General features: G+C 33.8%; 15 protein-coding genes, 1 tRNA gene and 5 pseudogenes. 8 read left to right on the top strand and 13 right to left on the bottom strand.

The features are described from left to right. Window positions 1-350, bottom strand: a pseudogene (locus GO684_RS02620) (IS630-like element ISWpi10 family transposase); the annotation flags it as partial. A gap of 64 nt (window positions 351-414) precedes the next feature. Beyond that, the gene (locus GO684_RS02615) at window positions 415-627 is read right to left on the bottom strand and encodes a hypothetical protein (RefSeq protein WP_175938662.1); all 213 of its coding nucleotides are present in this window, start codon (window positions 625-627) and stop codon (window positions 415-417) included. On the opposite strand from GO684_RS02615, the pseudogene GO684_RS05780 reads away from it, so the two are divergent. Next, window positions 626-763, top strand: a pseudogene (locus tag GO684_RS05780) (hypothetical protein); the annotation flags it as partial. The gene GO684_RS02615 and the pseudogene GO684_RS05780 overlap by 2 nt on opposite strands. A 53-nt stretch (window positions 764-816) precedes the next feature. Here the strand turns inward: GO684_RS05780 and GO684_RS05220 are convergent. After that, entirely contained in the window at window positions 817-1056 is a 240-nt protein-coding gene (locus GO684_RS05220) for a hypothetical protein (protein WP_246228205.1), read from the bottom strand. 209 nt (window positions 1057-1265) lie between these two features. Then, window positions 1266-2090: an oxygen-dependent coproporphyrinogen oxidase gene (gene hemF / locus GO684_RS02605; protein ID WP_175938659.1), complete on the bottom strand. Its 825-nt coding sequence runs from the start codon at window positions 2088-2090 to the stop codon at window positions 1266-1268. 113 nt (window positions 2091-2203) lie between these two features. On the opposite strand from hemF, the gene GO684_RS02600 reads away from it, so the two are divergent. Continuing rightward, window positions 2204-4690, top strand: coding sequence for a response regulator (locus GO684_RS02600; RefSeq protein WP_175938657.1), 2487 nt, complete (start codon window positions 2204-2206; stop codon window positions 4688-4690). A gap of 76 nt (window positions 4691-4766) precedes the next feature. Further along, window positions 4767-5287 (top strand): annotated as a pseudogene (locus tag GO684_RS05775) (ParA family protein); the annotation flags it as partial. A 31-nt stretch (window positions 5288-5318) separates the two neighbouring features. Here the strand turns inward: GO684_RS05775 and GO684_RS06015 are convergent. The 6 genes and pseudogenes from GO684_RS06015 to GO684_RS05765 all read right to left on the bottom strand — a co-directional run. After that, window positions 5319-5921, bottom strand: a pseudogene (locus GO684_RS06015) (transposase); the annotation flags it as partial. A 39-nt stretch (window positions 5922-5960) separates the two neighbouring features. Then, the gene (locus GO684_RS05770) at window positions 5961-6377 is read right to left on the bottom strand and encodes a YqaA family protein (RefSeq protein WP_369408519.1); all 417 of its coding nucleotides are present in this window, start codon (window positions 6375-6377) and stop codon (window positions 5961-5963) included. Window positions 6378-6383: 6 nt separating this feature from the next. Then, a complete protein-coding gene (gene cysS / locus GO684_RS02590) occupies window positions 6384-7757 on the bottom strand; it encodes a cysteine--tRNA ligase (protein WP_175938654.1) in 1374 nt (457 codons plus the stop codon). Continuing rightward, complete coding sequence (locus GO684_RS02585; RefSeq protein ID WP_175938652.1) at window positions 7750-8406, bottom strand: exopolysaccharide biosynthesis protein; 657 nt, start codon at window positions 8404-8406, stop codon at window positions 7750-7752. Before GO684_RS02585 ends, cysS begins: the two co-directional genes overlap by 8 nt. A 146-nt stretch (window positions 8407-8552) precedes the next feature. Then, a complete protein-coding gene (gene tatA / locus GO684_RS02580) occupies window positions 8553-8720 on the bottom strand; it encodes a twin-arginine translocase TatA (protein WP_006013840.1) in 168 nt (55 codons plus the stop codon). Window positions 8721-8854: 134 nt separating this feature from the next. Further along, window positions 8855-9571 (bottom strand): annotated as a pseudogene (locus tag GO684_RS05765) (ATP-binding cassette domain-containing protein). A 212-nt stretch (window positions 9572-9783) separates the two neighbouring features. On the opposite strand from GO684_RS05765, the gene GO684_RS02570 reads away from it, so the two are divergent. The 3 genes from GO684_RS02570 (at window position 9784) to GO684_RS05565 (ending at window position 10329) form a co-directional block, all read left to right on the top strand. Then, window positions 9784-9857: transfer RNA gene (locus tag GO684_RS02570), tRNA-Arg, on the top strand. 83 nt (window positions 9858-9940) lie between these two features. Continuing rightward, the gene (locus GO684_RS02565; RefSeq protein ID WP_175938651.1) at window positions 9941-10153 is read left to right on the top strand and encodes a hypothetical protein; all 213 of its coding nucleotides are present in this window, start codon (window positions 9941-9943) and stop codon (window positions 10151-10153) included. A 50-nt stretch (window positions 10154-10203) separates the two neighbouring features. Beyond that, window positions 10204-10329, top strand: a complete 126-nt coding sequence (locus GO684_RS05565; RefSeq protein ID WP_255419650.1) for a hypothetical protein — start codon at window positions 10204-10206, stop codon at window positions 10327-10329. Window positions 10330-10663: 334 nt separating this feature from the next. Here GO684_RS05565 and GO684_RS05760 read toward each other — a convergent pair whose 3' ends face one another. The 3 genes from GO684_RS05760 to GO684_RS02550 all read right to left on the bottom strand — a co-directional run bounded on the left by GO684_RS05760 (window position 10664) and on the right by GO684_RS02550 (window position 13471). Beyond that, window positions 10664-10843 (bottom strand): hypothetical protein, encoded by a 180-nt coding sequence (locus GO684_RS05760; protein ID WP_175938648.1) that lies wholly within the window; start codon window positions 10841-10843, stop codon window positions 10664-10666. Between the two features lie 590 nt (window positions 10844-11433). Beyond that, window positions 11434-13086: a chaperonin GroEL gene (gene groL, locus GO684_RS02555; protein WP_175938646.1), complete on the bottom strand. Its 1653-nt coding sequence runs from the start codon at window positions 13084-13086 to the stop codon at window positions 11434-11436. A 103-nt stretch (window positions 13087-13189) separates the two neighbouring features. After that, entirely contained in the window at window positions 13190-13471 is a 282-nt protein-coding gene (locus GO684_RS02550) for a co-chaperone GroES (protein ID WP_369408521.1), read from the bottom strand. Between the two features lie 156 nt (window positions 13472-13627). Between GO684_RS02550 and ygfZ the strand changes: the two genes are divergently transcribed. Next, window positions 13628-14425: a CAF17-like 4Fe-4S cluster assembly/insertion protein YgfZ gene (ygfZ, locus tag GO684_RS02545; RefSeq protein WP_175938642.1), complete on the top strand. Its 798-nt coding sequence runs from the start codon at window positions 13628-13630 to the stop codon at window positions 14423-14425. Window positions 14426-14996: 571 nt separating this feature from the next. After that, window positions 14997-15134 carry a hypothetical protein gene (locus tag GO684_RS02540; protein WP_175938640.1) on the top strand — a complete coding sequence of 46 codons (138 nt, stop codon included), beginning with the start codon at window positions 14997-14999 and terminating at the stop codon, window positions 15132-15134. Window positions 15135-15320 lie beyond the last annotated feature (186 nt).

The following is a 15320-nucleotide window of genomic DNA, read 5'->3' as shown; positions in this document are numbered from 1 at the left end:
TTCATACAATCAGTGTTAACACCCGGCACAAACAAGCTAGAACCCTCCCTATTTCCAGAATTAGTTATATTGTAGAGATAAAAATTCTGTCTACCTAATTTTAACTTTAACCTGTGTTCTAATACTCTTTTTAAACCAACCGTGCCCAACTTTCGGATGTGTGCTAACCCGCAATTCATCAAAAAAAATAACTCTTGTTTAGGATGTTTACTAATAGTCTCATTTAGCTTTATCTTGTCATTGTGAACCAGCCTTAACGTAATATACGAAAACTTCATTTCTTGCATATTACAGTGTACTGTAGACTTGCTGACATTCAAGCCAAATTTTCCTGAATTTCTTACTCTCATCTCTTTAATAGTAATATTAGGGTTTTCTTGTATCTACATTTCAACTTGTCTTAGTTGACTTGATTCAATTCAGTTTTTCTACGATATTAAAGGAAAGTAAATAATTTTTCTTCTCTTTTAAGTTTAGGTGCTTTATCCATGCGGTTAGTGCTGTTTTTAAATATAACTTCGCTACGGCTGTCGTACTGTGCCTTTTTGCCGCAATTATAGCATTTAGTTTTTTTGCAACATATGCGTTATTTCGCACTTCCTTCAGCATTTCTTTTGCTGATTCCATGACTTTTTACCCAATAATTGTTGATTTCAATTTCATTCTTATCATGAATTGTACTAGTTGGTATAAGTCAAAAAATTTAAAGGTACCTAAAAACATTGAGATTATGTACTTGCCACCATACTTACCCGCGCTCAATCCTATTGAGGGATTTTGGTTGTATATAAAACAGAACATTTTGCATAACAAACTCTATAATACAATTGCTTTGCCTGAGAGCACTTTGTGCAAATTTATTACCTTTCCTTTTCTCACTCCGCAATCAAACAACCTTGCAATATCACTTATTGACCCATTAACAATGAAAATTAGTATAAGCAATCCCATTATATCATAATCAAAATCCTTCATTATGTACCCTAAAGCACAGCTTAAAACTTGACTGTTGTTTATGTTAAACGACCTTGTATTGCTAAAAGGATTGATTTTCAAAAAGAGTTTTTCTTAAGGTTATTTGTTATATCGTAAAGGCTTAAAGCCAGTTTAAAAACTCCCATGTTACTACTTCTAGCAAGATCTAACTAAAAAATTGTTTATGATACCCATGACTGTACTCTCTATAAAAGCTCACCATCATCGCACAATTTTTAACCAAGATGATTTATTTCATACTAATGCAACCCTTTGCATCCAATAGCTCTCTACATCCACTTAACAAGAGGTGGCATTGACATCATAATTGCATCCGGATTACCATCCGTCATTAAACCAAACTTTGTGCCACGGTCATACAACAGATTGAACTCTACATACCTACCGCGTTTTATTAATTGGGCTTCTCGTTGCTCTTTCGTCCAAGGCTTGTGCATATGTTGACGCACAACATGTAAATAAATTTCCAAAAAGTTTTTACCTACTGCTTTTGTAAACTCAAAATCATCTTCCCACCTACCGGAATTAAGATTATCGTAAAAGATTCCACCAATACCGCGTGGCTCTTTCCTGTGCCGTAAGAAAAAGTAGCTGTCACACTGCTTCTTGAATTTTGGATAATATTCAGCATCAAATTTATCACATGTTGTTTTGATTGATTCATGGATGTACTTATAATCTTCTTCGTTTTTATATGCTGGAGTAAAGTCCATTCCCCCACCGAACCATTGTTTTGATGTATACATCAACCTTGTGTTCATATGTGCTGCAGGAACAAGTGGCGATTGCATGTGAGACACTAAAGATATACCACTCGCCCAAAACTCTCCACTACTCTCACTTGCACCAGGAATTTCATTTATAACTGAATCTGCAAATTTTCCATATACCTCTGAAACGTTTACCCCCACCTTCTCAAAGATGTCACCATAGATAATTACAGATTCCCCACCTCCACCACCCGGACGATTCCATTTTCTTTTTTCGATTTTTGGACCTGTAGGTGACTGCCTTTCAATTAACAAGAAAGACTCAATAATTCTGTCTCTCAGCACACAGAACCATTCGAAAGCTTGTGTTTTCTGTTCTTTCATAATATTTCGCCACTAATACTAACTTAAAGAGATTTAAATGGTAATTATCTATCAAAGATGTTAATAAACCTATAATAATTAAACAAGTATAATGAAATATTTTTACATACACAATGAGTAAAAGGTACATAGATAGCAAAAAAGAGAACAGGGTTGACTTCATATTGAGGAATCACGGAATGTCAGTTATCATTATGGCAGTTATTATGTTCTTACCTCCAGTAGCAATATCAGTACTCTACTTTTTTGATATATATGATCAGCACACTAACATAGAGATTAACCTATTGGTTAGCACTCTCATGACTCTCTTTATAGTCTATAATGTAAAACATTATAGACACTTACTCAATATCATAGAATTTCAAAATGCAATATTTGCAAATGCTCTAAACCATAATACAGAATTTTGCCTTATTTTACACAAAAATGAAGATGTTGTTTATGCTGATGCAAGGTTCTATGAAAGATTTAAAGATCACATAGATAATGATATTACACTAGGCAAAATTCTTGAAGTAGGGGATATTTTAGAGAAAGACAAAAAAGCATTATATCATGCACTAAAGAACAACTCTTCTGTACAGGTGCGCATTGCCTTAAATAAGAAAAGTAGAATATCCAGCTTTCTTTTGCTTTGTGAACCAATACCAGATAATCCACAAATTGCTATAAGTAGTAATAAGATCTTAAATTTATCATTAGCACCAATAGCAAGACCACATGGATATTTCGTGTTGAAAGCAACACAAATGAACAAAGAACAGGTATACGAGGAGTTAATAGAAAAGCACAATATAGGAACTTACATTGCAAATACTAAGGGGGTAATTTTATCTGTAAATAAAAGGTTTTTAGACATATTTGAATTGAAAAAACTTGAAAAAGGCAGTTCAATTAATGATTTTATATTTCAATCTAAGTATAACAATGCAGCAGCTGATAATAACATTTTGTTTTTTACTGTAAGTGGTGTTCCATTTAAGGCTTATATGAGCACCGCTATGTTTTGTGATAAACATCATCATAGCTATACATATGGCCTCATTACACCAGTTGAATCAAACATTATTGATTACCAATTACATCCTTGTTTTGCAAATTCATCAATCGCTATTGCACAATGTGATGTAAACGGCAGTTTTATAAAGAAAAATACAGCACTGATAAAACTTGCAGGACCAGATAACAGTTCAATATTTACATTAATATCTGATGACTATCATATAAAAATACGTGAATACTTCTCGAGTAACAGGATAAACAATGCGTCCTTTGATGTGCAACTCAACAACAATGATAACATGAAAATATATTTCAATAAGTTTCTTCATAATAGAATGATGTTTATACTTTGTTATTTTGTTGACAATACTGAGCACAAAAACCTGGAGATAAAGCTTGAGCATTATCAAAAAATGCAAGCTATAGGTCAACTAGCAGGTGGCATTGCACATGATTTCAACAATATACTTACTGGAATAATAGGATTTTGTGACTTGCTTTTACTTCAGCATTCAGCTGGTGACCCATCTTTCGGGGATATAATACAAATACAGCAAAATGCAAAACGTGGATCAAATTTGGTTAAGCAATTGCTTGCTTTTTCAAGAAGGCAAACTATGCAACCAAAGATTATTGATGTAAATAGCACGATAGCTAATCTTTATGAAATGATAAAAAGATTAATAGGTGAAAACATAAAATTTACTACTTATTATGGTAGAGATCTAGGTATGGTTAGGGCTGACCAAGGGCAATTAGAGCAAGTTATACTTAACTTAGCAGTCAATGCTAGTGCTGCTATGGAAAAAGGAGGAGAGTTAACTATACGAACTTTTAATAAAAAGATTGATTCATTAAATTCTACACCTCAGGGTATGTTTTCTCCAGATAAGGAAGCAATTGAGCACGGGAATTACGTTATGATTGAAGTAATTGACACAGGATGTGGCATGGCAAGTGATACAGTTGAGAAGGTGTTTGATCCATTTTTTTCTACCAAAGATATTACCTCTGGTACAGGTCTTGGTCTCTCTACTGTATATGGTATTATCAAACAAACTGAAGGGTATATCTACGTTGCTAGTGAAGTAAATTGTGGAACTAAATTTAGCATATTTTTACCTATGGTTTACATATTAGATGAGAATCATAGAGATAAAGGTAGTAAAGAAATAAAGAAACCTGTAGTAAATGAAGTGAAAAATAACGGCATAATTTTATTAATTGAAGATGAAGACTCAGTAAGAGAGTTCACTACCAAAGCATTAAAAAGAAAAGGATTTGACGTAATAGAAGCTAGTATAGGCAGCAAAGCATTAGAAATAATAAGTAAAAAAAATCAACATATAGATCTAATAATCACTGATGTAATAATGCCAGAAGTCAGCGGTCCAGAGATAGTTAAAGAAGCTCTAATTCACAGACCAGATATTAACGTTATTTTTATTTCCGGGTACGCAGAAGATGCTTTTTTGAAGAACGACAACATTAATATAGAAGATTTTCACTTTCTACCAAAGCCATTTACTCTAAGTGAATTAGAAAATAAAGTTCAAAGTGTACTACATAAAGTAAAAAAAGCTGTTCAATTTTAGGCAACAAAAAAATTTTCTAACGCAAAAGCTTTTAGCATATATATAACAGAGTTATTTAACATATAGGATAAAGAACGTGAGCAAGGTTATTACAATAGTAAATCAAAAGGTAGAGTTGCAAAATCACAATTAGTATAAATTTATCGACAGCTTTTGCTGCTGTAGGAAAAAGTACTTTATTGACAGATCTTGATCCTTAAGGAAATGGCCAATATTAGCTAGAGAATTTCTTATTGTAGTAGAGAAGAGAAAAATATATATAAAATTATTACTAAGTAGCGAAAATAAACTGATAAGACTAGGAATTTTCAATATAAAAGAATGCATTAGAGAAAATACGTAATGAATTATGAGTACATAATTACTGATTGCCCTTCATTACTTAGCTTGCTTATTATCAATGCTTTACAGCTACCGATTCTATTATCGTTCCTTTCCAGTGTGAATTTCTTGTTCTGGAAGGGCTGAGTCATTTAGTTTAACTGTAGAGCTTACTAAAAAGAAATAACCCAAACCCTCTTCTGGCAATAGAAGTAATCTTGCTAACATGTATGACAGCGTAATAAACCTAGCAAACAGATTAAGAATGGCATTTGTTAATACCTAAATATAATACTAGTTCTCATTATTAATAAGTCAAATAAGCGACATTACAGAGTTGTTGAATTGCGGAGTGAAAAAGAGAGGTAATAAATTTGCACAAAGCATCCTAAAGCATTGTATCACAGACTTTATTACGCAAAATGCTCTGTCTTATATACAACAACAAAGTCTCTCAATAGTATTGGGCTCATGTGAGTATGGTGGCTGGTATATAATCTCGATCTTTCTAGGTACCTTTAAATTTTTGACTTATGCCAGATACCACAATTCATGACAAGATTTGTTCAAGAAATATAATTCATACAATCAGTGTTGACATTCAGCGTAAATAAGCTAAAATTCTCTCCATTCTAAGGCTTCTCTTGTTCTTAAATATTGTGATATAGGATTAACTGCACTGTTGTAGAGATAAAAATTTTGTTAACTTGTGCTTTAACACTCTTTTTAAACCATCCGTGTCCAACTTTTGAATGTGTGCTAAACCATGACCCATCAAAGATGAATAACTCTTGTTTAGGATACTTACCAATAATCTCATTAAGTTTTTTTAAAATTCTTCCTGTCTACCTTTATCTTGCTCATTGTAAATTGGTCTTGACGTAATATACGAAAACTTCATTCTTTGCATATTATGTGAAAATATTGGTATCAGCTACTTGATAACAACTTATTGAACAGTAACGGTGAGGTATAACAAATAAAGAAGGTTGGATAAAATGGTTAATAAAGTAAAGGCACTGAGGTTTAACTTAAAATAGCCTGACAAAATTTGTACCACGCTTCCAAATGCTGGCACCCAAGAGAGTAACACAACTGCATAGATCAGTGGATTTTTTATGATTCCTGGTGTTTTATGCTCGTTCTCTAATTTGTGGTACGATTTCCTGATAGAAATTGTTATTTTACCTAAGTACCAATTGACCATTCCACCAAGGCTTGATCCCAGCACCCCAAAAAGTAACGTAAGTAGTGGATTATAATATGACCTAAAATACAACATAGTATAAAATACAAAACCTCGGTGTATAGGTAAGATTAGAGATGATACTAAGTTGTCCGTAAACAACAGGAGATAATTTTCCATATAAATTTACCAGACCGTTGTACCATCTTCGCTGTCAGAAATTGTAACTCCCATCTGTTTTAATTGATCTCTTATTCTATCTGCAGCATCATAATCTTTATTTTGTTTTGCTACTTTTCTTAAATCCATCAATCTTTTTATCTCTTGATAACTTATACTAGTAGTAAACCACTCTTGATAGCTTGACCCAAGAAGACCGATGAATCTTGCGCTCTTAATAAAACTTCCAGTTAATTTGAGCTTCTCATTCTCATTATTTGTTTTATTAATTTTTGTAGCCATTTTATGCAATATAGCCAAAGCTTCAGGAATATTCAGGTCGTTTTTTAAAGCCTTTATAAAGTCTCTAGAAATTTCTGCACCACTTTTTTCGATGCTTGCTACATCTATGTCACGTAACAATCGATAAAATCTGTTTAAAGTTTCTCGCGATTCAGAAATAATATTTTCTGTCCAATCTAGTGGTTTTCTGTAATGAGTTTTAAGCAGTGCGCAACGTATTACTTCACCCTTTATTCCGCTCTCCAGTAAATCTCTTACCTTAACTATATTAAATAAAGATTTGCTCATTTTCTCTTCGTTTACCGTAAGAAACCCGTTATGCACCCAGTATCTTGCAAACATTGATCCAGCAAATGCAGATTTATTTTGTGCAATTTCATTTTCGTGATGAGGAAATTGCAAATCTATACCACCACCATGAATGTCAAAATCTTTGCCAAGATAAGCATGTGATATTGCTGAACATTCTATGTGCCACCCTGGTCTTCCTTTTCCCCATGGGCTATTCCAATAACTTGAAAGCTTGTAATCAGTGTCGTTCGCAGGCTTCCATAATACGAAATCTCCCGGATGTTTTTTATTTTCACCAACTTCAACCCTACTGCCATGTTCTAATTCATCAATTTTTTTTCCTGATAAAGCACCATACTCAGGATAAGACTCTATACTAAAGTACACATGTTTGTTGGATTCATAAGCGTGACCAGATTGCAATAAACATTCGACTAATTCAATAATATACTTTATATTTTCTGCTACTCTTGGCTCATGTGTTGGTTCTGCACAATTTATGCTTCTCATGTCTTCATGAAAAGCCCTAGTGTAATATGTGCTGATACTTTCTACACTGCTATTTTTTTCACTTGCTGCATTTATTATCTTATCATCAATGTCAGTTATATTACGCACGTAAGTGACTTTGCCATAACAAAATTTAAGCAGTTGAAATAACACATCGTAAACAACAATAGAACGTGCATTACCTATGTGTGCTGTATCATATACCGTTGGTCCGCAGACATACATTTTTACATGATCTTTATTAATCGGTATAAAAAGCTCTTTTTTTTTTGTTAAAGTGTTGTAAAGTCTAACCATATACAAAACTTTTTAAAAAAGAAAATGCTCCAAGTATGAGCTGTGGTCCTTTGACTAGTACAATAAAAGTAAGTAATAACCCACACAGTGATACTAAGACTCCCAAGACAGAGAAAAGTCCGTCTTTACTCATAATACCAAGTGAAATGAGAGTTGTGCCAATTGCAGGAATAAAGTTAGTTAAAGGCAGTGGAATAGCTATAGATAATGCACAGAATAGCATTATGAATGCCAAAACCTTTTCACCTGGTCCACAGAAAATAAAAGACATTCTTGGCCTCATGAACTTCTCTATTTTTTTTAATGCAGGGGAAGTTTTTTCTACCACAAGAGCTAGCGTTGAACGTTGAAATGACTTCCCTTCTAACCAGTGAGGCATCCAAGGAGAGTGAAAACCAAATAAAAGCTGCAGTGCAAATAAGATTAGAGGTATAGAGAGTATAGTTGTATAGCCAGGTGGAACCGGTATAGGCACAGATAGTGGCAAGGAAAAAATAATTATTAAAATACCAAAACCACGTTCTTGCAAAGCTGCTTTAATATCAAACAATGTCACTTTATCGCTATTAGCGTTATTGGTGCCTGCAACCTCTTTTAGAAGGTCAGACGCTAATTTTTTATTTTTGGCTAGTTTCTCACTTTTTTGCACAGCTACCCTTCAACAGAACTATTCCTTCTAATTAACACAATTATCGCCGCATTTCAACCTGATATTTTACTTCTCTTTAATTCTTTAGCCTAGTCTTTAAAAAGAATGATACGCACTGAAAGTGCGTATCATGAAGTATGAAGACGCTAACGATCTGGTTCATTAGACGATAACTTCTCTGAGTCCTTAAGCTCTTGTTTAAGATTTTTAATACCTTTTCCCAAGTCACCCATAACTTGTGGTAACCTACCTGCGCCAAACAGAACTAATATTATTATTAAGACTAGAAATAATTGCCATGGACCTAAACTCATTGTGTACCACCATTTAAAATGTTAATTTAGATATTAAAACCTGACTGAAGTCAAGTAATTATATCACCCCTTGTTTAATTATAGATCAAAATTTTTTAATGTTTAGTTCTATTTTACAATAATTTTAGATTAGATTACTTTCTAGCAGCAAATATACCATCAAGTAGAAATTCCTCACTTAATTGTTGGGTAAAAGGGAGTTCACTAAAGAACTTTGCTAATGTAGCATCTTTAGGCCTGTAATACATATCGACTAGAAACTCCCGACTGAATAATTCTACCATTTTTCATCACATAGATAAAATCTACAACTTTCAATGCTTCTTGCGGGTCATGAATTACCACCAGCATAGGAATGTTTTTGCTTCTAAAAAGAGACAATATACGTTGCCTTATTTGACACTTTAACAGTATATCTAAGTTAGAAAATGGTTCGTTGAGCAAAACAACACCAGGGTTTTGTGCATTACCCTTGCTATTGCAACCAATTGTTGCTGTCCTCCAGATAAAGCATTAGGATATATATCTTCATACTTTGCTATATTCAATAGTTCCAAAATCTCCAATGCAATGAGGTGCTTTTCTTTCTTAAAAGAACCGCAAATAGCAAAAGTTATATTCTCTATTACTATTTTGTGAGGAAACAATGCCGAATGCTGGAAGATCAATCTTACATTTCTATACTCCACAGCAATTGATGTGCTGCTGCTTGCAACTAGCTTATCATCTATAAAAATAGCTCCAGATTTTGGGCTTTCTATTCCCGCAATTAGTTTTACAATTGTCAACTTACCGCAACCTGAATACCCTAATAAACACGCAACTTTTTCTCTTTTTACTTTAATATTTATATTACTTAAAGCAAAGTCGCCTTAATTGCTATAAAAATAACTGATACCGTTAACTAATATTAACCTTTCAACTTAAACTGCGTTATTAAGTATAATAGCATTGTACTCAAGAAGTATACAAAAATGTTTTGTGCTTTCGTAAATTGGTTATGCAAGAGATCTAGGAAAACGCAGAGTTTTTTGCTATAACCTTGCATAAATAATAGAAACATGGGACTATAGCTCAGCAGGATAGAGCGTTGGATTCCTAATCCGAAGGTCGTGCGTTCAAGCCGCACTAGTCCCACCGTGGACTTATTTACAGAACTATTTGTAAAGTAGCAACGGAAGCAATATACTTACTTATATTCTAATTCGAGAATTTAATTTATGTGGTCGCTCCCGATAAAATCAATCAATAAATTTTATCACTTAAAGATGAGAAGCAAAGAAATTATTATTTCTGACATTGCTCTTATTCCGCTGTTTTCTATTAACAGTGCTCTTTTAGAGAAAGTTAAGCAATTTATAGTGATAGTACAATTAATGGCTTTTCAGCAAAAACTTAAGAATGTAAACCGTGAAATCGCACTATATATTTAAACTTTCCTGGTACAGCAAGTTCCTTACATAAAGCCAGCCTTACCCCAAAAGTGAGTGATAAAGTTACTACTATTTATTTATCTGATGGTGAGACGGCAAAAAAGGGTGATGTAGTGTTGAAGATAGAAAACCCTGGCAGAATTAAACAAGTTAAAAAGGCCAGGGGATTTTATTAAAGCAGCACGAAGTTGATATGATTCTTCGGTCAAGCTTAGTAAAAAAAGCTATAGAGCGCAAATATAAGTAGAAGTGGCATATTTTACTGTGTTACACAGTGCAAAAGTTGACCTAAAAAGGCCAGAATTAGATCTAGAAAATACTGCAGTTAAGCCTTCTATTGATAGCTGCACGATAAAACCCACACAAACCAAGGGGATTTTGTTAACACTGGTCAAAAAATAACTGACGTGATTAATTTTAATCAAGTGCTTGTAGTGTTATACGTTTAGGAAAGTGTAGTAATACCAATCCTCATTGTTAATGGATTAAATAATAACATTGCAGAGCTGTTCAATGCGCTCTCAAGTAAAGCATTGTATTATAGACTTTATTATGCAAAATATTCTGTTTTATATACAACCAAAGCCTCTCAATAGGATTAAGCTTGGATGAGCATAGTAGTAAGTATATAATCTCAATATTTTCAGGTACTTTTAAATTTTTTAACTTATACCAACTAGTACAATCCATGACAAGGAAGGCTCTCATGTTCTTAAATATTGTGATATTTGTTCAAGAAATATACTCATAAAATCAGTGTTGAGGTGCATTCACAGCATAAATAAGCTAGAATTTCCCCATTCTTAGGATTAACTGCGCTGTAGGCTAAAAATTTTGTTAACCTGTTTTAACGCTATTGATGAATGTGTGTTAAACCACGATTCATCAAAGAAAAACAACCCTTGTTCATGATACTCATACCAATTCCTATTGTATAAGGAACGGATAGACAATAATGGAAAAGAAGCCATGCTGAAGTAGATAAAATAACAAGGTTTAAATGGCGTTTGTGAAATCAAAAATCATTAAATAAAAAAGCCGTGGAATCAGCAAAAAAATGCTGAAGTAAAGTGTAAAACAGCACATATGCTGCAAAAAAAACTAAATGCCGTAACTGCAGCAAAAAAGCACAGTATAACGGACGTAGTAAAAATACGGTATACTTAGAGAACAACACTAAAATTTATTCATATATTTTTAACAAACAGTAAAATATGAGACCCTGAGAACTAAAAGATACCCTTGGAGCAAAAAATTTTTGCCCCAAGGCCCACATTTATCTAGAATCCATTCATTCCACCCATACTGCCCGCGCCCATATGAGATGAAGCGTTTTCTTCCTTGCTTGGTATATCAACTATCATAGACTCAGTAGTAATTAGCACACTTGCAACAGATATCGCTGTTTCAAAAGCAATGCGTACCACCTTTGCTGGATCAATAACACCGGCAGTAAACGCATTAGCATAATTCATAGCCTCAACGTTATATATAAGCTCTTTGTCATTTTGCTTAGTCAAATGATCAATTATAACAGCAGATTCAAGGCCAGCATTCTTAACTAATCTCTTAATTGGAGCACTAAGAACTTTCTTAATAATATTTATGCCTATCTGTTCTTCATCACTTCCAGCTCTTAGCTTGTCGAGAGCAGACGAAGCATAAAGAAGCGCAACCCCACCACCTGGAACTATGCCTTCTTCAATTGCAGCTCTTGTTGCATGTAGTGCATCCTCAACCCTATCTCTACGTTCTTTAACCTCTACTTCAGTTGCTCCACCGACTTTAAGCACAGCAACACCACCTGATAGTTTTGCTAAACGCTCCCTCAGCTTTTCTTTATCATAATCAGAAGTCGAGGTTTCAATTTGAGATTTGATCTGTTCGATTCTAGCTTTTACTCTGTCAGAGTCACTGTTTTCGCTAACAATTATGGTATTGTCTTTAGTAATTTTAACATTTTTAGCAGTACCAAGATCTTCAAGAGTTAGATCTTCCATCTTGATTCCAAGCTCATCTTTTATTACATGTTTGATACCAGTTAAAGCTGCTATGTCTTCAAGCATCTCTTTTCTTCTATCGCCAAAACCTGGAGCTTTCACTGCAGCAACCTTCAGACCACCACGCAATTTATTGATAACCAAAGTACTTAATGCTTCACCTTCAATATCTTCTGCAATAACAAGCAAAGGTCTACCAGACTTAACAACAGCTTCAAGAATAGGAAGCAATGGCTGTATAATGCTCAATTTTTTCTCTGTAACTAAGAGATATGGATCATCAAATTCTACAATCATTTTCTCATTACTTGTGATAAAGTATGGAGAAAGATAACCGCGATCAAACTGCATACCAGTAGTAAGCTCAACTTCTAACTCTTTTGAGCCCTTACTTTCTTCAACAGTAATCACACCTTCTTTCCCAACTTTTTTAACAGCATCAGCAATGCTATTACCAATATCCTTATCACCATTTGCAGAAATTATTGCAACTTGCGCTACCTCATCCATTTTTTCCAAAGGAATTGTGCGAGACATTGATGTAATTCCTTCTAATACTGCATCTTTTGCCTTTTGCATCCCGTTTTTAATGCCAACACGATCATTTCCAGCAGCAATTGACTTTAAAGCCTCCATTACCATGTTACTAGTTAGTATTGAGCACGTTGTTGTACCATCACCAACTTTATCATTACATTGAAAACAACTTTGAGCAAAGATGCTTGTTATTGCAGCATGTAACGGTTTTTCAGGCTTAATGCCCTTCATTACCTTATAACCATCTTTTGTAATTTCTGGTGCTCCATAGGGCTTATTAATCCCTACTGTTTTCCCTCTAGGTCCAGCAGTTATCGCTACCGTTGAGTCCACTATTACTGCAACTTCACGAAAAGCTTCTTGCAACTGCTCACCTGATACTACTACATTAGCCATTTTTATCACCTCTTGTTAATAAAAAACTTAGAAAACCATAAATAAAATTACTTACAATGCACTATATTGTGCTTTGCTTTTAATTTAGTAAAAATAAAAACTTCTACTTAACGATAGCAAGTATATCTGACTCCTTCATTACGATAAGCTTTTCATTACCGTGTTCTATTTCTGTACCAGCCCATTGGCGATAAAATACTTTATCACCAGCTTTCACAGTCAAAGCTATGCGTTCACCACTTGAATTGCGTGAACCTTCACCAATTGCTATAACTTCACCTTTAGTAGGTTTCTTCTCAGCACTTGATGGAAGTACAATCCCACCTTGCTTTTCTTCACTGATAGGCTTGATCAGAACACTATCATCCAATACACTTAAGCTTATACTTGACATTTGTTTTCCCTCTCAACAAATTAACTTATAAACTTATATATGCACTTGTAAGTTAGATTTCAAGGGCTGAAACTTGTAAAATATAATAAGAAGACGAGAAGTGCCCAATGCTGTATAGTAAAATTTGGATTTATTAGTAGAAATTTTATGGGTTATATACCATTGCCAAATCGTGGTGTAATAGTTTTATACGGGCCAGATACGAGGAGTTTCTTGCAAAGTGTTATAACAAATGATATCAATAAGTTGAATGGTCAAAAGGCTATTTATTCCTTATTGCTTAGCCCTCAGGGAAAATACCTATACGATTTTTTTCTTATTGAATATGGTAAATATATCCTCTTGGAATGTGAAAACTTATACTTGCAACAGATAATCGAGAAACTAGATTTGCTCAAAACTTATTTAAGAGTGAAGATTAAGAACATTAGTGCACTATATAGGGTTGGGGTTTTATTTAATACTAAGTCAACGGAGTGTAGCAATGAGTCACAGGTCATTTTTCAAGACCCAAGACACAAGTCGTTGGAAATGAGAATAATACACAAAAATGAAATAAAGGAACTAGTTGGAGATTCTACTCAGTATGAAAGAGTAAGAATCCAAAATCTTGTTCCAGATGGAGCGAAAGACATGGTGCAAAATTCGTCGTTTCCGCTACAATACTTAATCGATAAGGTAAATGGTATAAGCTTTAACAAGGGATGTTACATAGGTCAGGAAGTTGTAAGGCAAATGAGCAGACAAAAAATATTCAGAAAAAAGCTTTACCTTATTGAGGGGGATAACGTACTGCCCAATATTGGCACTAAAGTAACAAATGAAAATAATGAGGAAGTAGGAGAACTACGCTCTAGCACAGATAACATTGGGCTCGCATTACTCAACACCGGAAAAAGCCATGCAAACTTGCACGCTGATAGAGTTGGAGTATTTGTGCGTTAGGGTATTATGAGAGGAAAGCCTTAAAATAGCTGGAATCTAGTAAAAAGCATTTACAAGTTATGCAGCAAATAACGTGCTCTGAGGGAATATGTTAAAAATAATATCCATAACAGTGTCAGCTATTCGAATAACTGGAGAGGAGCTTACCTTCCAATTAGATGGAAGCACAGTTATAGACAGAGTATCAATTTTTACTTTGCAGTTTTTCATCATCATTATAATTGTAATAGTGGTTAAATTAAATAAACATGAAAATTTTCATGAAAAATTTTAAGAGTAAGAAAAATAAGCTGGAAGAGCTTAATGAAGAAATTAAGGATTAACAACCGTCGCCCAAGATAAATTTGTACATGAGCTTAAAAACATCACATATGACAGCGTACAGAAGTTCCACAATTTGCTTATTAGGAAGTTAAACTCTATCCTCAACAATATTCATTCTCAAAATGTCAATTTGCTGAAATCCAGCTTAGTTGAATACGCTATAGGTTCAAATTTTATTAAGGGAGAAACAGCTTTAATACATTCTCTCCTTAATTGTCACAGGAACACACAGTAATACTAATTCTTATTGTTAATAGGCCAAATAAGTGACATTGTAGAATTGTTTAATTGCAGAGGAGAGATAATAAACTTGTACAAAGCGCTCTCAAGCAAAGCAATTGTGTTACAGACTTTATTACGTAAAATGTTTTTTATATATAACTAAAATCCCTCAATAGGATTGAGCTCAGGTGAGTATGGTGGACAAGTATATAATCTCAATATTTTTAGGTACCTCTTTTTAACTTATTCTAACTAGCACAACCCATGACAAGAAAGGTTTCTCATGTTCTTTAATATTGCAACATTTGTTTAAGAAACACATTCATACAATTAGTACGAACATACTCGA

It is taken from the genome of Wolbachia endosymbiont of Litomosoides brasiliensis (assembly GCF_013366805.1).
In the GTDB taxonomy this organism is placed as follows: Bacteria; Pseudomonadota; Alphaproteobacteria; order Rickettsiales; family Anaplasmataceae; genus Wolbachia.
This window is presented reverse-complemented; position numbering and strand designations above follow the sequence as displayed.